This is a genomic window from Candidatus Acidiferrales bacterium (genome assembly GCA_035934015.1).
In the GTDB taxonomy this organism is placed as follows: Bacteria; Acidobacteriota; Terriglobia; order Acidiferrales; family UBA7541; genus DAHUXN01.
Genome location: DASYYH010000028.1, coordinates 33,354 through 57,764, shown reverse-complemented (window position 1 = coordinate 57,764; position 24,411 = coordinate 33,354). Strand labels below are relative to the sequence as shown.

Below are 24,411 nucleotides of genomic sequence, written 5' to 3'. Positions count from 1 at the left end.
TTCGTGCCTCTACGCGGTCGTCATAGCCTCGGGCACCGTTTCAGCCGCTCGCGATGCCGGGATGATTTCCACGACGGCGTTGTAGTCCGGCACACCGCTTGGATCGAGGCATCCAGCAGCAATAAGAACATTCATTTCGGGCCAGTGGCCCTGCACGCTGCCCGGCTTCACGCGGTCGATTCGTGCGCGTCCGCGAAATTCGCCGCGCTCGTTGCGCACGAGGATGGCATCGCCGTTCGTCAAGCCCAAGCGCTCCGCGTCTTGCGGCGAAATGAAAATATCCTCGCGCGCCGCACCCGTGAGCGGATCCGTTGCGGCGTGAATGATGCTGTTGAATTGCTTGCCACGCCGCGTCGCCAGCAGGAAATGCCCCGGAGGGACGCGTTCTTCGGGCAATTCGACGACGCTGAAATGGGCCTTGCCATCCGGCGTCGAGCAACGATCGGCGAGCAGCCGCGGCCCGCCATACTGAAAATTGTCGCCCTTCTTGCGCAGGTTCCCAATGCCATTGTATGCCGGGCAGACGCGGTTGATTTCGTCGCGAATCTCCTGCGTGTCTTTCCACGAGAAAATTTTCGCAGCGCGCGTGGGATCGGCCTGGCGCGCCACAAGCACTGGAATTCCCCACTCGTCTTTGGTTTCCGGAAGGCGCGGCCCGGGAATTTCCGGGCTGTAGATGACGCGCCTCTCCGTGCTCGTCTCCGTGCCGCCGCCGCGCTGCTCATAACGCGTCCGCGTGGGCAGCAGAAGCACGGTGTCCGCCGGCTCGACGAGCATGTTGGAGCTGACGGCGATGTCCTGATGGATTCGAAGCTTGATATTTCCGACGGCTTTTTTGACGCGCTCCGGTTCCGGGAGCGTATCCACAAAATTTCCGCCGCTCTGCCAGAGGGCATCGATTTCTCCACGCTCCGCTGCCAAGATCATGTGCGCCGCCGTTAGTCCTTTCCATGTCGGCGGCACAAAACCCCAAAGATCCGGCTGCGCCAGACGCTGCGCATTTTCGTCGTTCACGGGCAAGCCCATCGCGTAGGCGGACGGCTGGCCGCCCATCTCCGCGCCTCCCTGCACGCCGCTGTGACCGCGAATCGGCATCAAGCCCGTGTGCGGTCGGCCGATATTGCCCTTGGCAAGCTGCAAATTCACGATCGCGCGCACGTTGTCGCTGCCATAGCGATGCTGCGTGATTCCCATGCTCCAGACGGCGATGGCGTGCCGCGCCTTCGCGAAGGCCTGGGCGAATCGCAGCATGTCGGCGCGCGCCAGGCCCGAGCCGCGCTCAAGGGCCTCCCACGGGAGGCTCTTCACTCTTGCCTCGACGTCGCTCCATCCCGCCGTGCGCTCGGCGACAAATGCGCGGTCCACCCAATTGTTTTCGATCAAATGCTTCAGCACGCCATAAAAGAACGGAATGTCCCCGCCGATGTGGACCTGAAAAAAATCGTCGGCGAAACGCGTTCCGAAGAGCGCGCTCTTCGCCACGGAAGGAACCCAGTAGCGCTCGAGGCCCGGTTCGAAATACGGGTTCACGACAAAAACTTTCGTGCCTTTCTGCTTCGCGTAATAAAGATATTTCGTGCTCACAGGCTGATTGTTGGGCAGGTTCGTCCCAATCAGGATTAGCAGGTCCGCGCCGATCCAATCCGAATAGGAGCACGTCGTCGCCGCGCATCCGACCGTAGCCATCAGCCCGGCCGTGCTCGGCGCGTGGCAGATGCGCGCGCTGGTATCCACATGATTTGTGCCAAAAAATCGCGCGACCTTCTGGTGTGCGTAATACGCCTCGTTGGTCACTCCGCGCGAGGTCAGGAACCACGCCAAGCGCCTCGGATCCGTCTCGCAGAGGCCCCGCGCTGCAATTTTCAGCGCCTCTTCCCACGCAATGCGGCGAAATCCCTTGTCACCGCGCCGGCGAATCATCGGGACGGAAAGCCGGCCGAGCCGCGACAGGTGCCGCGTTCGCATTTTCGCGAGCGCATCGGCGTCTTCCAGCAGGCGCGAATCCATTGCCGGCATGGTGTTCAGCCGCAGCAATTTGAGCCGCAGCGCGCAAAGATGCACGCCATCCATCGTCCAATCATGCATCCCCGTGGTGCCGAGCGAGCAGCCGTCGCAGCAGCCGTCGTTCAAGATGCGCCATGCGTAGCCCAGTTGGTCGCGGTTTTCCCAGATTGTGCTGAGAATTTCCTTGTAGGCGCGAGGATGCCGTTCGTTCAGGCCGTAAGGAACGAGACTCACCAACTCTTTGTGTTTCCCGCCGCCGTTGCTCGTCGTTTCGTTCGCCATAATTCTGGTCTCCGTGCGGCGGAAATACTTCTGCTCGGACTTCGCTGCCTCTGCCTCGCCATATTTGTCTTACCGTGATTCCGCTTCTCGGTCAAGCCGCGGCATTCGCGGCTTTTCAATCCACTTTTCAATGCAGCTTTTCGATCTGCTGCTGCACCTGACTGCGAAACTCCAGAGGATGCGCGACTTTCTGAAACGGCTCAGGCGTTCCGCCGGTGCCGATCACGACGATCGTTCCATAACCGAGCATTCTGCCGAAGAGTGTCTCGCTGACTTCGATGCTTTCCACTTTATTCAGCAGCATTTCGATGGTGGTGCGGCTGGCCAGACCCTTTTTGATGACCACGCGGCGGTTCGTCACGGCCATTTCCGTGGCGTTCCGCCGCAGCATTCCCGCGAAAATCGTCGCCACGCCGCAAAGGAGCAATGCGGCGCCGCCGGCTTCCATCAGGTGCGCGTTCCCAACGGCAATTCCTTTCTGCGTCAGCGCATAAACGATGAGGATCAGTCCCGGGAGCGCCAGGAGCAAGATTCCCACAATCATGTGGCCGAGCATCACGATCCAGTGCAGCCGGGTTTCGTAAATCACCGTTTCGTCCGGGACCAAATTCTTATCGATGTAGCCCATTCGCGCTCTCCTCGCATGCCTGCACAGTTATCCGCCGCAACATCGTAATGAAAAACGGAGATAGTCAAACGCATCGCCGACGATTCGCACGTTTATATCACAGCGCGCAAAAAATTTGAGAGGCAGGGAACTCCAGGACGCAAGAGGCCGCGGAGGCGATGCGACGGGCTATAATTGGCCATTGCTGCGCACCACAAAGGGCGCGGCGAAGTGCAATTCGCCAGATGCGATGGCCGGCAAGATCTACATTTTCGCAGCGGACACGATCCTGATCGCGCATTTGCTTTTCATCAGCTGGGTGATTTTCGGCGCATTCTTTACGGGCAGCCGGCCGCGGTTCGCGATCGTCCATATCCTGACGATCGTTTACGGCATTTTTGCGGAGACCACTCCTCTTGTTTGTCCCCTGACGCTGGCCGAAAATTGGTGCGAAGCTCGCGCGGGCGTTTCGCCTTATCATGGCCCGTTCCTGTTGCATTATTTGGACGCCACGGTTTATCCGAACGTGCCGCTTGCGCTGCTTATTACTGTCGCGGTTTTCGTCTGCGCATTCAATTTGGGCCTCTACGCATGGCGTTTCTGGCGGCGAGGCTCGCTCGGTTGAACTGGCGCGCGGCGCGCTTTTCCGCGCATAATGGCGATTCGCGCGATGCGCGGGAGGAACGAATGGCGGACAAACTTTCAGACTTCGAAAAACTCCGGGCGGAGATGAACGAAGAAATTCTCGACTGTGGCCATCTGGGCATGAAGCGCTTTTTCGCGCTCGACCATCAGGCCTATGAATCTGGCGCGCTGCCGGAAAAGACAAAAGAATTGCTCGGACTCGTCGCTTCCGCCGTGCTTCGCTGCGACGATTGCGTCACGTATCACCTGCTGCGCAGCGCTGAGGTTGGATGGAAGCGCGATGAAGTCATCGACGCGCTCCATGTCGCTCTGATTGTCGGCGGCTCGATCACCATTCCGCACGTGCGCCGCGCCTTTGCGCGCATGCGCGAAATTCCGGCGCTGAAGCCATGAGTAGAAGTGGAAAGACCGGCTCAGTCGAAGGGGAGAGCCGTCTCGCTGTCGTCGATGAAAATTACGCCGACTCCGACGCGATCGTCTTTTCGAGCGGCGTCGCAATGAACCACTGATCCGCGGAGCGCGACGGCGTTGGGTTGTTCGGCCGTGCCGCATTCGACGCGAATGTGGATTTGCGATTGCAGTTGCGGAGCGTGCGAAAGCCACATATAGCCGCCGCGCAAATTCAATTCCTTCATCACGGCGTATTCCTGGAAGCGAGTCCCATCCTTGGCGTGTCCGCTGACCGTGGCGGAAAAATGCACCGGCCGGCGCTGGCCGACGCGTGACTCGCGCAGCTTGAATTCCGCGGTCTTGTCGCACAGATGCACGGCCATGCCGTCTGTGGCAGCCCAGGTATTCGAGAATTCCTGGCGAGCGGCATGCAGATAGCCGTCCACGACGCGATCAGAGGAATCCGGGTCATGATGAAACAGCACCAGATTTTTCACGCCGCATTCACGCGCCAGTTTCACGCTCTCCAGCCAGCTCGAATGGCCCCAGCCTTTTCGCGTGGAAGCGAGCTGCTCGGGCGAGCATTGCGCATCGTTGATGAAAACGTCGGCGCCTTCGGCAAGGCGGCGCAAATTTGCGTCCATTTCCGGGATACCGGGCTCGTTGTCGGTCGCGTAGACAATGGTTCCCGCGGGGGTTTCCAGCCGGTAGCCGAGGCAGCCCTGCGGATGATTCAGCCACTGCGTCTTCACCTTCGTCCCTTTGACTTCAAATTCAGTTCCGCCGGAAATTTCCGAAAATTCGCGGCGGGCGTGCATAAGCGTCAGGTCCACGGGAAAATACGGGCGCGCCAGTTGCGCTTCGAGCACCTGCCGCAGGCTGTCGCGGCCGAGATATTTGGATTGGAAGCTGTAAAAATGAAAATCATTTTGCGGCAAATAAAAGGGGCGGAAAAAAGGGACACCTTGAATATGGTCCCAGTGATAGTGCGTGACGAGAACGTGAGCTTGCTCGGCATGTTCGCCTTCGGAATTCGACCAATGATTTCCGAGCATGCGCAGGCCTGTGCCACAGTCGAGAATGAAGCGAGTCCCGTTTGGCGCGGCGATATCGATGCAGGGCGTATTTCCGCCGTAGCGCCACATTCCGCGGTCGAGCGTCGGAATGGAACCACGCACTCCCCAAAAAGTCAGCTTGGCGACGTTGCGATGCATTGCAGGGGCTTTCGCGCGAGCGAGAAGACCCCCACCCCCGAAACGCGAGAGAAAAAATTCTGAAATCAATTTCATCGTAGGGGCGGCGGAAGGTGAAGTCAAATGCAAGTTGGCTGCGCGTGTCGTGGTGGTGAGCTTGCGTACAGAAGGGTTGTCATCTGCGCGGAATTTTTTTGCGAAGGCTGCGCGCGGCGCGTCTCTGAAGGTAGAATCGCAACATGCATGCGCACGGGCATCACGCTCACGGAGGAGATGCGCACGGGCACGCCGCAGGATCAAGCGCGGTCCTCGCCGGCGCGATGGTGGCGACACTTGCGCTCGTCGTAGCTGAATTTGCGGCTGGCACGCTCGGCCATTCCATCGCGCTGATCAGCGACGGCGTACACAATCTGACCGACATACCAACGATTCTGATTTCCTGGATCGCCGTGCGATTGTCCGTGCGGCCGCCCACGCCGAAAAAAACCTATGGGTACCACCGCTCAGGAATTCTCGCGGCGTTCGTCAATGCGATCGTGCTGATTCTAGTGGCGCTGTATATCCTGATCGAATCTTACACGCGCATGCGCCGGCCATTGGAAGTGCAAACCGGACTGATGCTCTGGGTTGCCGTGTTTGCTCTGGGCGTCAATGGCGGAATCACGCTGGCGCTTGTGCGCGGGCGCGAGGACCTGAACCTTCGCAGCATTCTGATTCACAATTTCGGCGATGCGCTTTCCAACGTCGCGATTTTTGCCGGAGCGCTGGCGATTCGCTGGACGGGCGCGCGCTGGGTGGACCCCGCGATCGGCATGGCCATCGGCGTGATGGTGCTCTGGAGCGCCGTGGGAATCTTGCAGGAGAGCAGCCACATTTTACTCGAAGGCCTCCCGCGCGATTTGCGCCTCGAGGACGTGGCGCAAGCCATTCTTAAAGTGGATAATGTTCAGGAAGTGCACGACATCCACATCTGGACGATTGGAACGAATTTGCAAGCCCTTTCCTGCCATGTGCGGATCCCCGACATGCACATGGAAGAGAGCGAAAAAATTCTGATGGCCATCCAGCAAAGGCTAGCCGGCGAATTTCACATCACGCACACGACGATTCAATTCGAACGCGCAGGACTTCCCTCTGACGCGGGCTACTTCATGCCCGAGCCGATGCGCCATTCCTAGAAACCGGCCCTCCAGACGCCCAGAAAAGCCCCGCTCAGCAGGCTGCAGAAACGCGCGGCGCGACTGACCGCGCTGCCAAATCGCGCTTCCGGCCGGAGGACGGCAGAGCTTTGCCGGTTGCGCGGGATGTGCTATAAACGGTGGGCCGATGGGGATGGAACAACCGCGACGGACGCGCGTCGAGAGATTGTCCAGCGAATCGAAGCGGGCGGAGCCGGCGAAAGCAGGGGTGGATCCGGTGCATGCTTCGGTTTACTGCCCTGTTTGTTATCGGCGACTGGAGCAGCACCGCTGCAAGCTGGTTTGCGATGCTTGCGGATACTATATGTCCTGTTCGGATTATTACTGAGCCGGATGATTCGAGAATGCTTGACTGGGGTGGAGCGTCGCGGAGACGCCGGCAATGAAACTTGAACTGGCCAGGAGGCGAAAAACGTGGCACTGAGAATGACTGATCGAGAAGTGAGCGGGGTCACTGTCGTGGACTTGGACGGACGAATTGTGCTGGGCGAAGAGAGCAATTCGTTCCGGGAGCGGGTGAAGAGCCTGCTGGCGAGCAATCACAAGAAAATCGTGCTGAACATGTCGAACGTCACGTACATCGACAGCGCCGGCCTGGGCACGCTCGTTGCGACGTTCCACAGCGCGCGCTCGCAGGGCGGGACGCTCAAGCTTTCGAATCTTGGGACGAAATTCAAGGAAGTCCTGCAAGTGACGAAGTTGATGACGGTCTTCGACGTCTACGACAGCGAAGCAGCCGCGGTGCAGAGCTTCGGCAAGTAAATAACTCGTATCTTTAGACACCAAGCGGCCCCGGCAAAAAGCTCGGGGCCGCATTTCTTCGCATGGTTCTCCCTGGCTTTCCGGCCTGCCACGGTTGTTCCCAAATCGCCGGTCCTGACGTATAATTTACCTAGCGTCCAACCGTCCCCGCCACTAGGTGGCGTATGAGCTTAATCTGGGATTTAGTGAACAGCTCCGGGCCGTTCAGGGAGCGAAGTGCGCATACGGGTTCGCAGGGGGCATTTTCGGGGGATGGGCGGGGCCAAGACCGCCGAAGTAGCTCACGCCAAAGCATTTACATTCCTCTTTTTGTCTACGGCTATACCGCCGACGACCGGCCCTTTCATCAAGAGACGAATACTTTACAGGTGAATGCCGGCGGGGGCCTTCTGCGGCTGGATGCTCCCGTGCGCTGCGGCCAAAAGCTGTTGCTGACGAACCGAGTCACAAATAAGGAGCAGGAGTGCTACGTCGTCGGACTCGAAAAAAGACCACGGCACTCGGATTTGCGCGTAGGGGTGGCCTTTGAAAAACCGTCCCTGGAATTCTGGAAGACGAGAACATGAGCCTTTCTGTGCGGCTGGGACAAACCTGCTGAATGGCTAGTTCTTGTTCACGGGCAGGCGCAGCCGCGCTTCGCAACCGTGGCCGACTGCGACGTTTTCCAGGCTCAGGCTTCCGCCATGAGCTTCAGCGATTTGCCGGCTGAGAACCAGGCCGATGCCGGAGCCGCTGGGCTTGGTGGTAAAAAACGGCACGAAAAGGTTCGCGGCACTCGGAATTCCCGGGCCTTCGTCGCGGACCCAAACTTCCAGCGTACCATCCCGCGCTTCCCATCCGACATTCACGCCGCCGCCAGTTTCGCTCGCGGCTTCGACGGCATTTTTTACTAAATTGATGAGGACCTGATCGAGCTGGTCCGGATCCGCTTGAATCGTAAGCTCTGGTCCCGCCTGAACGGGGATCTGCATGCGCGGATCCAGCGCCGCGGAGCGGAGAACCCACGGGCCAACTTCCATGGGACGAAATTGCGGCGCGGGAAGGCGCGCGAGGCGCGAATATGCATTCATGAAGCGAGACAAACCGTCGGTACGGCTGGCGATGACGGTAAGTCCGCGGCTCAAATCATCTTCCCAATCCGAAGGACGCTTTGACCTCGCCATAAGGCCGGAAAGGCTTTCCGCGATGGATTTGATCGGCGCGAGGGAATTATTCAATTCGTGGCCGATGACGCGAATCAACCGCTGCCAGGCAAGGCGCTCCTCCTCGCGAAGAGCCTGGCTGAGATCGGAGATAACAACCAACTGATGCGGCTTGCCACCTTCGCGAAAGTTGCCGCGATGAATTTCCCAGCGGCCCATTTTGCCGGGAAAAGCGATCTGCGCGACGTGAGGCGTTTCAACGGTCAGGCAGATTTCCACGCCGAGTTCCTTGGCTGTGCGGCCCAGAGCGCGCTCCGCGGGCCGATTCAGGATGTGCTCGCCGGCGCGATTGAGCAGACGAAGGCGATTCGAAGAATCGAACGCGAAGACAGCGATATCGATCTCCTCCATCACCTTGCGCAGCAGAGCCGTCGCTTCCACGGCGCCGAGGCGCTGCTGATAGAGCGTCTCACCGAGCGCGTTGACCTCGCGCATCACTTCGCCAAGGGCGTCGGGAGTTTCCGCGCCGCGGGCGCGAATGGAAAAGTCACCTTCGTGAAGAGCGGCAAGCATGTTGGACACAGTGCGCAAAGGGAACGTGACGCGGCTCTGCGCGCTGAACGCAAACGCGAGCCATGAGACGACAATCACAATCGTGAGCGTCCATACGATCTTCGGATCGTGCTGGCCGGTCCAAAGAAGGACAAGCCCTACCGTCGATCCGGAAAGCCCCGCGAGGAGGGCACGGATGAGAATGCGGCGTTCGTAGGCGAGAGGCTTCACAAACTATGTTTCTGCAGGCGCCGGTAGAGCGCGCTGCGGCTGAGCCCGAGCGCCTTGCTCGCGTGGCTCACGTTTCCGCCATAGCGGCTCATGGCTTTTTGAATCAAAGCGCGCTCGACGTCCTCCAGGCCCATATCTTCGATGCGTATATTTCCCTCGCGCACGGGACGAAGGCCAAGATCGCTGGCGCGGACTTCCGGGCCTTCGGCGAGCAGCACGGCGCGCTCGACGGAGTGGTCGAGCTCGCGAACGTTTCCGGGCCAGGGATGATCCATCAAAACCTTCATCGCTGTGGGCTCAAACGCCTTGATGCTTTTGCGATATCGCTGCGCGGATTGCCGCAGGAAATGCATGGCGAGGAGCGGGATATCCTCTTTGCGTTCGCGCAAAGGTGGCAGATGAATCTCGATGGTGTTCAAACGGAAAAGCAAGTCTTCGCGGAAGCGGCCGGATTCGACTTCTTTTTGCACGTCGGCGTTCGTGGCCGAGAGGATGCGCACATCCACACGGCGCGTGGTCGAGGAGCCGACGCGTTCGAGTTCGCCAATTTCCAAAGTGCGCAGCAGCTTGGCCTGCAAATTCAAAGGCACGTTGGCGATTTCGTCGAGGAAGAGCGTTCCGCCATCGGCCAGCTCGAAGCGGCCAACGCGGTCAGCTTTGGCGTCGGTGAACGCTCCTTTGACGTGGCCGAAAAGCTCGCTTTCGAAGACGCCTTCGGGCAGGCCGCCGGCATTGACCGTGACAAAAGGCTTTCCCGCGCGCGTAGAAAGCGCCTGAAGCGTTCGCGCAATCACCTCTTTTCCCGTGCCATGCTCGCCGGTGATGAGAATGTTCGCGTCCGAAGGGCCGACGCGCGCAATCAATTCCATCACTGGACGCATGACGGCGGATTCGGCGATGAGCATGGGGCGGCCATCGGCGCGCAACAGGCGATTTTCCGCCTCGAGACGCACGCTGTGGCGAATAGCGTGGGCCAGCTCGATTTGCGTGCGCAAAATGGCCAGCAGGCGCGCATTCTCCCAGGGCTTCTGGATGAAATCCTTGGCGCCGCGGCGCATGGCTTCGACGGCGAGATTGAGGCTGCCCCAGGCGGTCATCACGATGACCGGAAGGCTGCCATCGCGCGTGCGAATTTCCGTCAGCAGGTCGAGCCCTTCCTGGCCGGAAGTCGTATCGCGCGCATAGTTCAAGTCCATGAGAACGGCGTCGTATTCGCGGGTGTCAAGTGAAGTCAGCAATGTTGCGGGAGAAGGAACGGCATCCGTGTCAAATCCTTCGCCCTTGAGGAGCAGCCGCAGCGCTTCGCGGACGTCCGGCTGATCGTCCGCGACGAGAACGCGCCAGCGCTGTGTATCGAGTGAAGTCATTGGTCCAGCCTTCCCAAGAAAACGGAATAGCAACTACTCATAACGCAGAGCCACCAAAGGATCGACGCGCGCGGCACGATGCGCCGGAATATAGCATGCCAGCAATGAGACGAGCCCGAGCAGGCCGATCCCAGCGGCGAGAACAACCGGGTCCGTAGGCTTCACGCCGTAGAGTTGCGAAGCCAGGAGCTGTGTGGTTTCCAACGCGCCACCAATTCCCAATAAGAGCCCAATGGCCGCGAGCAGCATGCCCTGACCGATCACCATGCGCAACACATCCGAAGGGCGCGCCCCCAGCGCCATGCGAATGCCAATCTCGTGTGTTCGCTGCGCGATAGAATAGGCCATGACGCCGTAAGTTCCCACAGCGGCGAGGATGAGCGCAAGAGCAGCGAAGACGCTCATCAGAAACATCAGAAATCGCTGGAAAGAAAGCGCCGTCGAGCGAATCTGATCCATGGATTCGATGTGCCCGGTCGGCAAATCCGGCGCGGCATCGTGAACTGCCGTTTCCAAAGCGTGGCTCAAGCTCAAAGGCGGCTGCGCCGTGCGCACGAGAATCGACACCGGGAACCACGACTGATAACCCTGAATTGCTCCTGAATCCTGCGCAAGAGGAACAAAAACGGTTGGCGGGGCCGGCTGGTCCAATTGCGATTTCACATCGCCCACCACGCCCACAACTTGCCAGGGCTGGCCGCCTTCTATCTCGAGATTTTGTCCGATGGGATCGCTATGGGCAAATTTCTCGCGCACAAATTCCTGATTGACGACGACCACTTTGGCCGCGCCGGACGAATCCGCTGGAGAAAAAAACCGGCCGCGCAACGGCGAAATTCCCAGCGTGCGGAAATAATCCGGGCTTACGGTGCGAATATCAGAGGAGATGCCCGCAGACTGGCCTTCCGAGGGAAGCCAGATAAAGTCATTGCCACCAAAATCGAAGGGCAAGCCTTCGCCCACTACAGCGGCGCTTTGCACGCCGGGGATGGACTGCACTTTGCCCAAAATTCCCTGATAGAAGCGGTTGATTTCCGCAGCGCGCGCATTTTCCTGCGCAGGAGTGGCATTGGCAGGCAGCTGAGCGAAGTGTTGACCCGTGGTCCAGGTATTGAGCACGAGAATCGGGCTTGGATCGAAACCAGGATTCGTGTTCATCAGGTTCGCAAAAGTTTCGATCAGAAGCCCGGCGCCTGCCAGCAAAACGAACGACAGCGCGATTTCCGCCACGGCGAGAGAATTGCGCAATCGGCGCCTGGCCGTCCCGGAGGTGGCGCGTCCAACGCTTTCCTTCAGCGAATTATTGAGATCCGCTTTGGACGACTGAAATGCGGGCGCGAGGCCGAACAGAATTCCCGTGAGAAGCGAAGCAAGAATCGTGAAACCAAGCGCCCAGCGATCGAGGAAAATATCATGCACGCGCGGCAAATCCGGCGGCGCCAGCGCCAGGAGCAAATTCAATCCCCAATCCGCAAGCAACAATCCCAGCGCGCCTCCAATGATGGAAATCAAGAGACTCTCGGTAATCAATTGCCGGAAAAGACGCGCGCGGGTCGCACCCAGCGCCGTTCGAACAGCAATTTCCTTGCTGCGACCTGCGGCGCGAGACATCAGCAAATTCGCGACATTGACACAGGCGATCAAAAGTACAAATCCGATCGCGCCGAAGAGCACGAGCAGGGGCGTGTGATAGCCGAAGGAAATCATCGACCGCAATGGCTGGACGCTCAAAGCTGCATGATTCTTTGGCGAAAAGCGGCGGGACTGGGATTCCTTGACGAACGGGCCAAACGCAGTCCCGAGATAGCTATCGGCTTGCGCGAACGAAATGCCTGGCTTGAGACGGGCAAGAACGACGTAGTTGGTTCCGGCACCCATGGTACGGTCGACCTGCGCTATAGTTGTCCACAGATCTGCGGATGGGCTCCCACCCGGCCCCCACGCGCCTTGAAGGCTGTGAAAGCCACCTGGCATGACGCCGATCACAGTGAAGGGATTGCCGTCGAGCGAAATTGATTTGCCGATGATGCCGTTCTCACTGCCGAATTGCGATTTCCACAAACCGTAACTCAGGATGGCGGTGTTCGGGCCACTGGGACTGTCCTCGTCCGGCGAAAATGTGCGGCCAAGAGCAGGCTCGGCGCCGAGGACACGAAAATAATCCGACGAAACCCGCAGTGCGCGAACGCGCAGCGGCTGCTCTCCACTGGAGAGATTGAAACCCGCCTGAGTCGTCGCAGCCACGTATTGGAAAGGCTCGCTGTGCGATTTCCAGAACGCGAATTCGCGCGCAGTAAAGCCGGAATAATCGAGCTTGCCATTGTAGCTGACAGAAAGCTGCGTAATGCGATCCGGCTGCGGATACGGGAGGGGCCGCAAGAGAACGCCATAGACGACGCTGAAAATAGCCGTGTTTGCGCCGATGCCGAGCGCGAGCGTCAGAATAATCACAGCGGAAAAACCGGGATTTGCCTTCAGCGATCGAAACCCAAAGCGCAGGTCTTGCCAGAGACTATTCACGTCAATGATCCTCCAGAAATGCCGAGGCACGTCCTCTGCCGGAAACGGCCATACGGCAAGTACTGGGATGTCAGCAGTTTACCACAGAATGCAGAGACTCTAGGGATCCGGCACTGTTCGTTTTCGGACAGTTCGTTGGCTAGAATGAACAACGCAAATTGCGGCAGCGTGGCGATCGGCGACTATTCATACCGTAAGGCTTGCATCGGGTCAATTCGCGTCGCGCGTCGGGCGGGGATATAGCACGCCAGCAGCGCGACGGTAAGCAAAATGGCGATGGCAATCAAAGCGGCAATTGGGTCGAGGGATTTGATTCCGAAGGTGAGATTGGCCAGAAGGCGCGTCATGGCGTAACCCCCAACAAGTCCAAACAGAATCCCAATAAGGGCGAGTTTCATACCCTGGCGAATCACAAGGCGCAAAACGTCTGCCGGCTGCGCTCCCAGAGCCATGCGAATACCGATTTCATGCATTTGCTGCTCGACGCCATAGGAGATCACGCCGTAAATGCCGATGGCAGCAAGGGTCAGCGCCAGTGCAGCGAAAAAACTGACCAGCGTGGTATTCAAGGCTTGCGACGAAACCGATTCGGAAAGGAGTTCTTCCATCGAATGCACGTCTGTCACAGGCTGATCTTTGTCGACCGACTGGACCGCGCTCTTGGCTGCGCTGGTGAGCGCCATCGGCGGACCGATGGTGCGAAGCACGATGCGCATGATGCGCGAAGGGGCCTGCACGTAAGGCAGATAGAGTAGCCCGGGCTTCGCGTCCCCTCCGAAGCGGCCCAGCGCAGGATCGTTAACGTCGTTCACGATGCCGACGATGTTCAGCCAGGAATCGCTCACCGCCGGGCGCCACGGAGACGATGTGGATTCCTGCAAGTGCAGGCGGATGCGGCTTTGGAGCGGATCCTCGTTCGGCCAATATTGTCTGGCGAGGGCTTCATTGATGATGGCCGCGCCCGCAGACTGGCTATCGTCCGTGTCTGCAAAATAACGCCCGCGCAGGAGAGGAATCTCCATGGTGCGAAAATAACCGGGAGCAATGATCCGATACTGAGCAACATATTCCAGCCGTGGAGCGAGAGCCGGCCGGTCGCTGATATCGAAATTCGCGAAGTCCGTCCAGGCCGTCAGCGGCAGAAAGTTAATCGCGCTGGCGGAGCTGACTCCGGGCAAGGCGCGCACGCGCGGCGTAAGCTGCTGAAAAAATGTTCGGATCTGGCTTTCATTCGGATAATGGGATTCCGGGAGCCAGACCTGCATGGACAGGACATTTTTCAAATTGAAACCCGGGTCCACGGAAAGCATGTCGTGAAAGCTGCGAATCAACATCACTGCGCCGATCAGCAGGACAAGCGAGAGCCCCACTTCGGAAATCGCCAGGATGTTCCGCGTGAAGCGGCTGCGTACCGCACCGGCGGAACCGCGCCCGCCTTCCTTGAGCGATTCGTTCAGATCGGCTTTTGAAACTTGAAAGGCCGGAGCGAGGCCGAAAATGATTCCCGTGGCAATCGTAGCGCCGAGCGTGAAGAGCAAGACCGGCAGATTGATGCCGATTAAACCCATACGCGGCACCTGATTGACTGCGCCAATGCGGGAAAGGAGAGCCGGCAAGAACTCGAGCGCAAAATGGGCAAGCAAGAGCCCTGCTGCGCCGCCGAGAAAAGCGAGGAGAACACTTTCCGTGAGAAGCTGGCGAATCACACGCGAGCGGCGTGCGCCAAGCGCAGAGCGAATGGACATTTCCCGTTGCCGTGCCGAAGCGCGCGAAAGAAGCAGATTCGCCACGTTCGCACAGGCAATCAGCAAAACCAAACCGACGGTGGCCAGCAAAATGAACATCGAGTTTCCGCCGTGCTGGCTGAGATCCTGGCGCATGGAAATAACCAGCACGCCGGTTCCCTGATTCGTCGCCGGATATTCCATGGAAAGACGGCTGGAGATCGGCTGCAAGTCCGCATTTGCGCGCGCGACAGAGACGCCCGGCTTGAGGCGCCCCAGAACGATCAGAGAAGGATTGTCGCGCCGGATTTCACTCGGCTGAAAGGAAAGAGGCATCCAGAGATCCAGCTGGCGCGCCGTTCCGGTGGTACCGAAGATGTCGAATCCCTTTGGCAGAACGCCCACGACGGTATAAGGCTTGTAATCAATCGTGATGTTGCGGCCGACGATGCGAGGATCGCCTCCGAAGCGCTGCTCCCAGAGCCCGTAACTGATGATGACCTCTTGATCATGCCCGGGCTGCTCCTCATCGGGCCGAAACGTGCGGCCCAGTGCGAGCTTCACTTCGAGCATGTCCAGAAAATCCCAGGAGACGTGAACGCCCCAGAGCTGCACTGGCTCGCCGGCGCCTGTGAGATTGAAAAACCAGGTTTGGTACGCAACCAGATGCTGGAAGACATGGCATTGCGCGCGCCAATCGAGAAAATCCGCGGGCGGCGTCGAGCCGCGTGTCAGTTTGCGGTTGAAATCGGTCGTCCAGACGTCAACTAATTGCTGCGACTCAGGAAATGGCAAGGCGCGAAGAACAACGGCATTGACGATGCTGAAAATGGCTGCGTTGGCGCCGATGCCCAGCGCCAGCGTCAAAACCGCGATCGCCGCAAATCCGGGGTTCTTGCGGAGCAGACGCCAGCCGTATTCCAAATCGCGCCAGAAATTTCCCATTCAGCTTTATTCGATTCCCGGAGAAAGTGAGCGCCAACCGGTCTGCCTCTGACCGATACAGGTGCATCTATATACCATTTAGCAACACAATTTGCCTATTCATTTTAATGGCTGCGGGAGCCGATGGGCGGGTCCAATATGGCCGCAGTTCCGCGGGCGAATGCCAGAGCGCAACTCCGCCAGCCGCAAGGAAATGAGAAAAACAGCAAGGTCTGTGCCTTCGTGCTTCAGTTGATAGCCAGGAGAATCAGCGTGGCGTCGTCTTGAAATTTTTCGCCGCTGAACTCAGCAACGCGGCTTAGGACTTTTTTCTGAATTTCCGCGGCGCTGAGCAAGCGGCTCTGCTGGAGAATTTCGAGCAAACGCGCTTCGCCGAATTCTTCCTCGGTGCCGTCGGAAACTTCGGTTATTCCATCGGTGAAAAGCGCCAGGCGATCGCCCTCCGCCAGCGCAACTTCCTCTTGTTCGTAGCGCTCCTCCTCAAAAATACCGAGCGCCTGGCCGCCAGAGCTCAAGCGGTCAATGGAGCCGTCGCGCCGCAACACAATGGGCGCGTTATGTCCTCCATTGGAATAGAGCAAGCGGCGGGACTGCGCATCAAAAATCGCGTAAAAGAAAGTGATGAAGCGGTCCGAAGCCGTATTTTTCGCGATGATGCGATTGAGCCGCTCGGCCAGGTTCGCCGGCGGGAGGTCCTGTACGGCCAGACTGCGGACCGTGGCCTGAAGATTGGACATCAGGAGCGCCGCGGCGATGCCCTTGCCCGCCACGTCGGCAATAGTCAGCGCGAAGCGGTTCGCATTTACTTCGATCACATCGAAATAGTCGCCGCCGATGCCATGCACGGGAAGCCAGGAACCGGAAAACTCGCACCCGGGAATTTGCGGAATCTCTTTGGGAAGAAAACCCAGTTGTGTGCGCTTGGCTTCTTCCATGTCGCCGGCTGCGCGTTTGAGCTTTTTGGCGTGTTCCTGATCGTCCAGTTTGGCCTTGCGCACACGCTGGCCCTTCTCGATTTCGATTCGCACTGTCTCGAGAAGGCGCGCGTTGTCCCACGGCTTCAGGACAAAATCGCGCACGCCTTCGCGCATGATGGCGACGGCCAGCTCCACGCTCCCCCAGGCTGTCATGGCCACAATCGGCAGCGTGTCGTCAATCATGTGAACTTGCGAGAGCAAGTCCAGGCCTTCTCGTCCGGACGTGGTGTCGCGGGCGTAGTTCAGATCCATGAGAAGCAGATCAAAGGGACGTTGCGAAACAGCAGCGACAACCGCTGCCGGCGAGTTGACAAGCTCGAGCTGGTAGCCCTCGCTTTTGAGCAGCAAACGCAAGGCCTCGAGAATGTCGGCCTGATCGTCGGCGACAAGAAGGCGCAGCGGTTGCGTACTCGTGTTCGAGGACGAATCCGCTGCGGATTTGATTTCAGATTCCACGGCAATGACACCAAGGCAGCTTCAGAGCCAACGCCTGCGAGAATTAATTACATGAAACTAAAACGATTACAAACTCAAGACGCGGGATTTTCGCTGCATTCCGACCGGTAGCGGGACTGCATTGTCCCGATTCCGGACACTATCCTAATTTTGACAAGCTGAAAATCATAGAACACAGAAAACTCCAAAAAGTCGGACGCAGAGAGTGCGCCAAGTTTCAGGCTCGCGTGGCTTGGGATGCGCCATCCACAATCCAGCCGTCGGCCAGTTGAATGATGCGATTTCCGTAGGCGGCCCAGGCTTCGTTGTGCGTCACCTGAATGATTGTGGTGCCTTCATCGTTCAATCGTTTCAGCAGATCCATGATCATCTTGCCCTGACTGGAATGCAGGCTGCCGGTGGGTTCGTCAGCGAGGATCAATTTCGGATTGCCGATGACCGCGCGCGCAACGGCGACCAACTGCTGCTGTCCGCCGGAAAGTTGATTGGGATAGAGATTTTTTTTGCCGACAATTTGAAAGCGGTCAAGAATGTCGGCGACCATGCCGTCGCGTTCGGACTTTTTGATATCGCGATAGGAGAGGGGGAGATCCAGATTTTCTGCGACTGTCAGATTGTCGAGCAGATGGTACTGCTGGAAAACAAAGCCGATGTATTTCTTGTGCAGCTCGACGCGCTTGCGATTGTCGAGCTTGTGGACTTCGTGATTGGCGAAATAAAATTGGCCTTTCCATGCGCCGTCGAGCATACCGATGATGCCCATGAGCGTGGACTTGCCGGCACCGGAGGGGCCCATGATGGTGATGAATTCGCCCTCGCGCATGTCCAGGTTGATGCGACGCAGCACCCAGGTCTTACCGGCGCCAGATTCGTAAAACTTCTCGATATCGATCATTCGAATCACGTTTCATCTCCCGCAAATTCAACGGACCTAATTATAGCGAACCTAAGCAGAGTGCGAAATGTGGCGATTAGAAATGAGGCGATGCTGTGTTTTCAATGACTTACACCCATTTCTAATCGCAGCCGTGTGGCGATTAGAAATTTTGCTTTTTGTTCGCCATGACTCACTTTACCGCACAGGCCGGCAGAGACGCCTGAAACTCAAAACTGCGGGCTGCCAGCCCCTCGTTCGCCGAATGCCGATTTGGAAGCTGCCCAGCTTGCGAACCGGCGAACCGCTTCGTTTGCACTTTTCCCGCGCTACGCCGCCCTAGTGCGATTGCGGCGTGGGGCGGATAAATTTCGAGTCGTCCACGGGCACGTTGTCCTTCACATCTTTGATCACATAGGTGGATGTTTGCCCGTTCGTGTACCACGTAATCTTGTACGGAATATTCACGCCGTCATTCTGGCGGTAATCGGAATAGTCCACCTCGATGGGCAGAGCGCCGAATATCGTGCGATCACGAATCATGCGACGCACGAGCAAACCGGACTGCTGATCGAAGAAGAGAAACTCCAGAATGCCGTCGGGCGCGGTCGCTTGTACGGCCCAAGTCATTGCGTCTCCGATTTTCGCCTGTCCGCGAAGCCGCTTGGACGTGTAACCGTTCAACGCAGCGATTGGATTTATCTGTGCCTCGCGGCTCAGGACAATGGCGTAAAATCCACTCGGCTCAAAAGTTCCCCGGTTCGTCGTGACCCAAGAATGCGTGCCGTCGAATCCCGCGGTCGTAGTTCCCTGCGAACTGCCCATGACGGAATACATTTCGTCTGGAGCTCTTTGATACATTTCTCCAGAGAATGTTTGCCCATTGTGCGTCTCATCCATCTGGAGCACGCGCGTTGTGATCTTATTCAGTGCGTCGGCTCCGCCCTTAGCCTGCGCGAATTTGGCCAGTACAGCGTCCAGCGTGGGAGCACCCGGCGCGAGGCGAGAGAAATCCGGCTCAACCGCTTCCGGAGGCAGAGCGGGAACACCCATGGGCTCATGATGTCCCTGATGGCATGTGAAGCAGCTCACTTCGGGCCGACCTTCGAAATTGTCTTTATTGATCGCGAAAAGCATGGTCATCATCTGGCGCGCGGTTTGCTTTGCGCGCTTATCATCGCTCGGGAAATTGCCCTCGACATGGCAATAGTTACACTCGACACCCAAAGCGGAAGTGATATAGCGCATGCCGGGCAGGAGCTGCGAAGCGGGAATATCCTTGAGGACCTGGATATTCTTGAATTGCTCTCCCGCAGTCTTTTCCGCAGGAGCCGGCTGGGCCATCTGCGATTGCTGCGCTTGAACGCCAAGGCCCATCGCCAGGGCCAGAGTCGCGGCAGCGGCCAAAACCGTGGGATGAATCAGAACTCGCATTTTTGCTACAAATTCTCTCATTTCCAATCTTGCGAACATCTCCCGCATTATGCCCTCCCGGAAGTAGCGTTCACGAACACTGGGCCATCCATAACCAAGACGCATAACCGATGGTCCAGGTTCCCGGCATTCTACCTTTCCGAGAGGATTTCGCGTAGCCCTCCGACGCGACGGTGATTAGGTCAGTTTGAATTTTGACTCCTTGTGTCACGATCCAGAAATTCAAACTAACCCAACGTCGATGCGCGAAAAAGCGTCATTCATAGCGCAAAGCCACAATCGGATCCACGCGCATGGCGCGGCGCGCCGGAATATAGGAAGCAAGAAACGCGACGAGCGCGAGAAGCACAGCGACGATCAAGAAAGTGAGCGGGTCGGTTGCCGTGATGCCGAAAAGCAAACTGGACATCAGTCGCGTGACCGCGAATGACAAAGCGATGCCGACAACCACGCCGATGGCGGCCAGCCACGCTCCTTCGCCGACGACGAGACGCAGGACATCGCTGCGTTGCGCGCCGAGGGCGACGCGAATGCCAATTTCCTGCGTGCGGCGCGTCACTGAGAAAGCGATGATGCCGTAAATGCCGACGGCTGCGAGGGCCAATGCCGCGCCAGCGAACGCCCCGGCAAGAAGCAGGAGGAAGCGTTTCTCCGCCATCCAGCCGCCCAAGGCTTCGGCGTAGGTGGTGAATTCCACGGGAATATTAGGATCGAGCTCGTGAAAAATTGCACGCGCCGCAGGGACAATGGCGCCCGCCGGCAGCTTGCTGCGCAACACAATGGCGGGCGCGCTATTGCCGCCGAGACCGCGCTGGCGATAATCCACATAAACAAGCGCAGGCGCAGGCTTGTTCAGTCCTTCCGCGCGAATGTCGCCGACAACTCCGACAATCGTGAGAGGCTTCAAGATGCCGTCCATGTTGCTGAAGTCGATCGTCTGGCCGACAGGGTTCTGGTTTGGCCACTTTTCCTTCGCGAGCGACTGACTGATTAGCGCGACGTTCGGTGCGTCAGCACCATCCTGCTCATTGAAAAGGCGGCCGCGGATCAATGGAACCCCGGCAGCGCGGAAAAAACCCCCGCTCGTCACAGCGCGATCCCCTTCGCCAGTTTGTTTTGGGTTCAGCGCCATACGTCCCCATTCATCAAAATTCTTGGGCCCTGGCTGGCCATTGAGAATCAAGAACAGGCCGTCGGGAAAGCCATCGGGATCAGCAATGGGAAGCGCGCCGGTTACTCCCGCGGATTCGACGCCGGGAATGGCACGGACTCGCGCCAATGCATTATCGAGGAACTGCGTCTGGCGCACGATATCCGCCTGGGTCATGGGACCATCCTCGGGGACGGGAAGCGAAAACTTCATGACCAGCAAGTTTTGGCCGTCGAAACCCGGACTGACGGAAACCAACCGCAAGAAGCTCCGGCCCAAAAGACCCGCGCCGACCAGCAGCATGAGCGTGGCGGCAATTTCGCCAATCACCAAAGCGCTGCGCGCCCGGTGGCTTCCGCCGCTGTAGCTGCGCGAACCGGCGCTGAGGGAGTCGTTCAAATCCACGCGGCTGGCACGCCAAGCGGCGAAAAGACCGAGGCCCAAGGCGACGATCACCGTCGCACCCACAGTGAACAACACGACGATTCCATTGAGCGCGATGCCCTGCTGCCGCGGCAGACTTTCCGGAAGGATCGCGGGGAGCAAACGCACGGTCCACGCCGCAAGCAAAATTCCCAGCGCGCCGCCAGCCGATGCCAGAGCCAGCGATTCGGCGAGCAATTGCTGGACGAGACGTCCGCGGCCAGCGCCCAGCGCGGCGCGCACAGCCAATTCCTTGCGGCGTGCCGACATGCGCGCGAGCAGTAATCCGGCGACGTTTGCACAGGCGACCAGAAACAACAGAATCACAGCGCCGAAAAGCGTCAGGAGAGAGGTGCGTACGTTCCCGACCATCTCATCGGCGAAGGGAATGACCTCAGCGTCTTGCAGAAAATAGTCGGAGTTTTCTGTTTTCCCGTATTTCGCGTTGATGCGGCGTGCAATGGTGTCGAGATCCGCGCGCGCTTGCGCGAGGGTCACACCATCACGGAGACGCGCGATGCCTTCGCCATCGTGGGATGTGCGGCTGGTTCCCCAGCCGTAGCGTTCCCAGGCGGCCCAAGCTTCCACGCCGGAAGGAAAATCGAATCCCTGCGGCATCACACCGATGACGGGATAGACCGTTCCGTTTACGGTCAGGCGAACCTGGGACAGATCCGCGGCGCCGCCGAGAAATCGCTGCCAGTAGCCATAACTCACGATGATCGCCGGCGCACCGTGCTCGACAAGCTCATTCGGCGCAAATGTACGCCCGCGAAAAGGCTCAACGCCGAGCACCTTGAAAAAATCCTGAGAGATCAAGCCAACGTTCATGCGCGTGGGTTCGCTTCCGCCGGAAACGGATTCGGGAATCGCGGCGAACATGGCCAGCGCGCTCAATGTGCGATTCTGGGCGCGAAAATCGAGGAAGTTCGGATCCGCTGGATGCGCGCGATGGCCGTGGGCTTCGAGTTCCCACACGGTCACGAGCTGCTGGGGATTCGGATACGGGAGCGGACGGAGCAAGATGGCGTCTACGACGCTGAAAATGGAAGTTGCCGCGCCGATGCCCAGAGCCAGCGTGAGAATGGCCATGACAGAGAATCCAGGATTTTTGGAAAGCGTGCGGATGCCGAAACGGAAGTCCTGCCAGAAGTTGTTCATCGCGCCGCCTCCCCTCTACGCACAGACACACCCCCGGCCTTAGAACCATTGACCGGGGAAAAAGGTCTGTTAACGCTCTCTATTAGACCGCTTGTGTGCGAGCGTGCGTGGTTTCTTCGACGATGCGCCCGTCAAACAAGTGAATCGAACGATCGGCCACGCCCGCGAAGCGCGGATCGTGCGTCACCATACAAATCGTGGCGCCTTCGCCGTGCAACTGACGGAGCAAATCCATCACCGCTTCGCTGTTCTTGGAGTCCAAGTTTCCGGTAGGCTCGTCCGCCAGCAGGATGGAGGGCTGGCCGACCAAAGCGCGCGCGACAGCGACACGCTGCTGCTGACCGCCGGAGAGCTGCGACGGGTAGTGCTTCATGCGATGAGCCATGCCGACACGCTCGAGCACCTGCTGAACGCGCTGCTTGCGCTCGGCGGAGGCCATGCTGCGATAGGTCAGCGGCAGTTCGACGTTTTCGAAGACGGTGAGATCGCCGATCAGGTTGAACGCCTGGAAGATGAAGCCAATTTCGCGATTGCGAATGCGCGTGCGATCCGAAAGAGAAAGATTCGCGACGGGCTGATTGTTGAGCGTGTAATTGCCATCGGTGGGCGAATCAAGCAGGCCGAGAATGGAAAGCAGAGTTGATTTGCCGCAGCCCGATGGACCGGCAATAGCGAGGAATTCACCGACTTTTATTTCGAGATGGACACCGGCGAGGGCGTGGGTCTCGATTTCATCGGTAAAGAAGACCTTTGTCACGCCATCGAGATGAATGAGGGCTTTCTCCGGGCTGTTCATACCTTTCTCCTTTACCTTCAAATAGTAATACTAGTGGATGCGAATTCGCGGAAAATTGTCGTAAGCCGACATGTCGGAAAGAATGACGACGTCGCCGACTTTCAGACCTCGCAGAATCTGAACATCACTGACCGAGGCTTTGCCAATCTCGACATTCACAAGTTCTGCTTCCTTGCCGTCGGGCGTTTCCTTAAAGAGCCCGACCTGGCTATTTTGATCGCCGTGGACGGGGCGGCCGACGTGGAGGACGTCTGTCAGTTTGTCGATCAAGATCGTGCCCTCGACGCTCGAATTGGGAACCGCGCCGGCGGGCAGCGGCCCATCCAGATGGACGTCGACAGTACGGGTTCCGTTAGCAACGGCAGGATCGATTCGAATGACATGGCCGGGAATCAGGCCGTTATGGGTGTCGACCGAGGCGCTCTGGCCGAGGCGAACGTCGCCGACTTGCGTTTCGGCAATCTGCAGAGCGGCCTTCAATTTCGATTGCTGAGCAACGGTGGCCAATTCCGAGCCGGGCTGCATGTCCTGGCCAACCTGAGCGGGTTCATCTTGCAGCACGCCATCAATGCCAGCGCGCACGGTCAGGGCATTCACTTCACTTTGGTACAAGTCCACTTGCGCCTGATCCTGAGAAACGACCGCTTCCTGAACAGCCAGTTGCGACTGGACGGATTTCTCGAAGTCGTCCACCTGCTTCTGCGCCAATTCGTCTTCCGATTTCAATTCGACGGCCGCGACCTGGGATTTCTCGGCAATGACCTTCGCGACGACACCAACCTTGTATCCGGCTTGGTCGGCCTCCGCCTGCACTTCGGCCTGGCGGTATTGCGAGCGTACTCCTGCGGCCGTGGAGCGCAACGACATCAAATTGTTACTCACAGACGCTTGCAGGCTGCTCAACTGCGCTTGCGCGGATTTCAATTGATAGCGCGCGCTGAGAAGTTGCTGCTCCAGCGTAGGATTGGTCAGAACCATGATCACGGAATCGGGTTTGACCGGCGCGCCGGGAAGAATCAGGCGCTTCAAAACGCGGCCATCGGTGTTGAGAGTAATCTGGGTAATCGTTTCCGGGACGAGAGTGCCCAGACCGCGAACTTGCAGGAGCATATCTCCGCGCTTAACCGTGTCCGTATAAATGACGGAGCCATCCACAGTGGGCGGGGCGGGCTTGAGCCTGGATAGGCCCCATGTAACCAGAGGCACCAAAACAACCACCGCCGAAATATACATAATCCGGCGCATCCGCTTTTTTCGCTTAACTTCTGGCCGAACAATGTCCAAGGTCGCGTTCTCCTGGCGTGGCTAGTCGCAATTGGCATGCCGCCATGTCCGCCAATTAACTCTTTCAATCTCTTGAAATTACAATAATTATACGCCTTGCTCTGGAATACTGCACGCCCGATTGTGGGACTCGCTCGTCCCACAAGCGAACACACAATCAGAGACTTTCTGATCGCCTCCAGCCCCGGCGTAACTGAAGAATCTGGAACTTTAGCTCGAGCAGTGTGTTAATTGCATCCGAGGGGGTATGATTCGAGCACAGTTCCGTTTTGGGCTAAACCTTGATATCTATA

17 protein-coding genes are annotated in these 24,411 nt (G+C 58.4%); 4 read left to right on the top strand and 13 right to left on the bottom strand.

What is annotated here, in order from left to right; genetic code table 11:
- Positions 1–9 precede the first annotated feature (9 nt).
- Both VGR81_14590 and VGR81_14585 read right to left on the bottom strand, forming a co-directional pair.
- Positions 10–2,286: an FdhF/YdeP family oxidoreductase gene (locus VGR81_14590; protein HEV2290168.1), complete on the bottom strand. Its 2,277-nt coding sequence runs from the start codon at positions 2,284–2,286 to the stop codon at positions 10–12.
- A 127-nt stretch (positions 2,287–2,413) separates the two neighbouring features.
- Positions 2,414–2,914 carry a PH domain-containing protein gene (locus VGR81_14585; GenBank protein ID HEV2290167.1) on the bottom strand — a complete coding sequence of 167 codons (501 nt, stop codon included), beginning with the start codon at positions 2,912–2,914 and terminating at the stop codon, positions 2,414–2,416.
- Between the two features lie 115 nt (positions 2,915–3,029).
- Here VGR81_14585 and VGR81_14580 point away from each other — a divergent pair, with 115 nt between their 5' ends.
- Both VGR81_14580 and VGR81_14575 read left to right on the top strand, forming a co-directional pair.
- A complete protein-coding gene (locus tag VGR81_14580) occupies positions 3,030–3,518 on the top strand; it encodes a DUF2784 domain-containing protein (GenBank protein ID HEV2290166.1) in 489 nt (162 codons plus the stop codon).
- A gap of 62 nt (positions 3,519–3,580) precedes the next feature.
- Positions 3,581–3,931 (top strand): carboxymuconolactone decarboxylase family protein, encoded by a 351-nt coding sequence (locus VGR81_14575; protein ID HEV2290165.1) that lies wholly within the window; start codon positions 3,581–3,583, stop codon positions 3,929–3,931.
- Positions 3,932–3,951: 20 nt separating this feature from the next.
- Here the strand turns inward: VGR81_14575 and VGR81_14570 are convergent, their stop codons facing one another.
- Positions 3,952–5,142, bottom strand: coding sequence for an MBL fold metallo-hydrolase (locus VGR81_14570; protein HEV2290164.1), 1,191 nt, complete (start codon positions 5,140–5,142; stop codon positions 3,952–3,954).
- Positions 5,143–5,360: 218 nt separating this feature from the next.
- Here VGR81_14570 and VGR81_14565 point away from each other — a divergent pair, with 218 nt between their 5' ends.
- Both VGR81_14565 and VGR81_14560 read left to right on the top strand, forming a co-directional pair.
- Entirely contained in the window at positions 5,361–6,299 is a 939-nt protein-coding gene (locus tag VGR81_14565) for a cation diffusion facilitator family transporter (protein HEV2290163.1), read from the top strand.
- Between the two features lie 447 nt (positions 6,300–6,746).
- On the top strand, positions 6,747–7,082 hold the full coding sequence (locus VGR81_14560) for an STAS domain-containing protein (protein HEV2290162.1): 336 nt from the start codon (positions 6,747–6,749) through the stop codon (positions 7,080–7,082).
- A 602-nt stretch (positions 7,083–7,684) separates the two neighbouring features.
- Here VGR81_14560 and VGR81_14555 read toward each other — a convergent pair.
- From VGR81_14555 to VGR81_14510, 10 genes are all read right to left on the bottom strand, one after another.
- On the bottom strand, positions 7,685–9,007 hold the full coding sequence (locus VGR81_14555; GenBank protein HEV2290161.1) for an ATP-binding protein: 1,323 nt from the start codon (positions 9,005–9,007) through the stop codon (positions 7,685–7,687).
- Positions 9,004–10,374: a sigma-54 dependent transcriptional regulator gene (locus VGR81_14550; protein ID HEV2290160.1), complete on the bottom strand. Its 1,371-nt coding sequence runs from the start codon at positions 10,372–10,374 to the stop codon at positions 9,004–9,006. Before VGR81_14550 ends, VGR81_14555 begins: the two co-directional genes overlap by 4 nt.
- A 33-nt stretch (positions 10,375–10,407) precedes the next feature.
- Complete coding sequence (locus tag VGR81_14545; GenBank protein ID HEV2290159.1) at positions 10,408–12,894, bottom strand: ABC transporter permease; 2,487 nt, start codon at positions 12,892–12,894, stop codon at positions 10,408–10,410.
- Positions 12,895–13,076: 182 nt separating this feature from the next.
- The gene (locus tag VGR81_14540; protein HEV2290158.1) at positions 13,077–15,563 is read right to left on the bottom strand and encodes an ABC transporter permease; all 2,487 of its coding nucleotides are present in this window, start codon (positions 15,561–15,563) and stop codon (positions 13,077–13,079) included.
- A gap of 227 nt (positions 15,564–15,790) precedes the next feature.
- Positions 15,791–16,996, bottom strand: a complete 1,206-nt coding sequence (locus tag VGR81_14535; protein ID HEV2290157.1) for a SpoIIE family protein phosphatase — start codon at positions 16,994–16,996, stop codon at positions 15,791–15,793.
- Positions 16,997–17,213: 217 nt separating this feature from the next.
- Positions 17,214–17,891 (bottom strand): ABC transporter ATP-binding protein, encoded by a 678-nt coding sequence (locus VGR81_14530; protein ID HEV2290156.1) that lies wholly within the window; start codon positions 17,889–17,891, stop codon positions 17,214–17,216.
- Between the two features lie 318 nt (positions 17,892–18,209).
- Positions 18,210–19,304, bottom strand: a complete 1,095-nt coding sequence (locus tag VGR81_14525) for a c-type cytochrome (GenBank protein ID HEV2290155.1) — start codon at positions 19,302–19,304, stop codon at positions 18,210–18,212.
- Between the two features lie 256 nt (positions 19,305–19,560).
- Positions 19,561–22,038: an ABC transporter permease gene (locus VGR81_14520; GenBank protein ID HEV2290154.1), complete on the bottom strand. Its 2,478-nt coding sequence runs from the start codon at positions 22,036–22,038 to the stop codon at positions 19,561–19,563.
- An 82-nt stretch (positions 22,039–22,120) separates the two neighbouring features.
- Entirely contained in the window at positions 22,121–22,834 is a 714-nt protein-coding gene (locus VGR81_14515) for an ABC transporter ATP-binding protein (GenBank protein ID HEV2290153.1), read from the bottom strand.
- A 30-nt stretch (positions 22,835–22,864) separates the two neighbouring features.
- Positions 22,865–24,079 carry an efflux RND transporter periplasmic adaptor subunit gene (locus tag VGR81_14510; protein ID HEV2290152.1) on the bottom strand — a complete coding sequence of 405 codons (1,215 nt, stop codon included), beginning with the start codon at positions 24,077–24,079 and terminating at the stop codon, positions 22,865–22,867.
- Positions 24,080–24,411 lie beyond the last annotated feature (332 nt).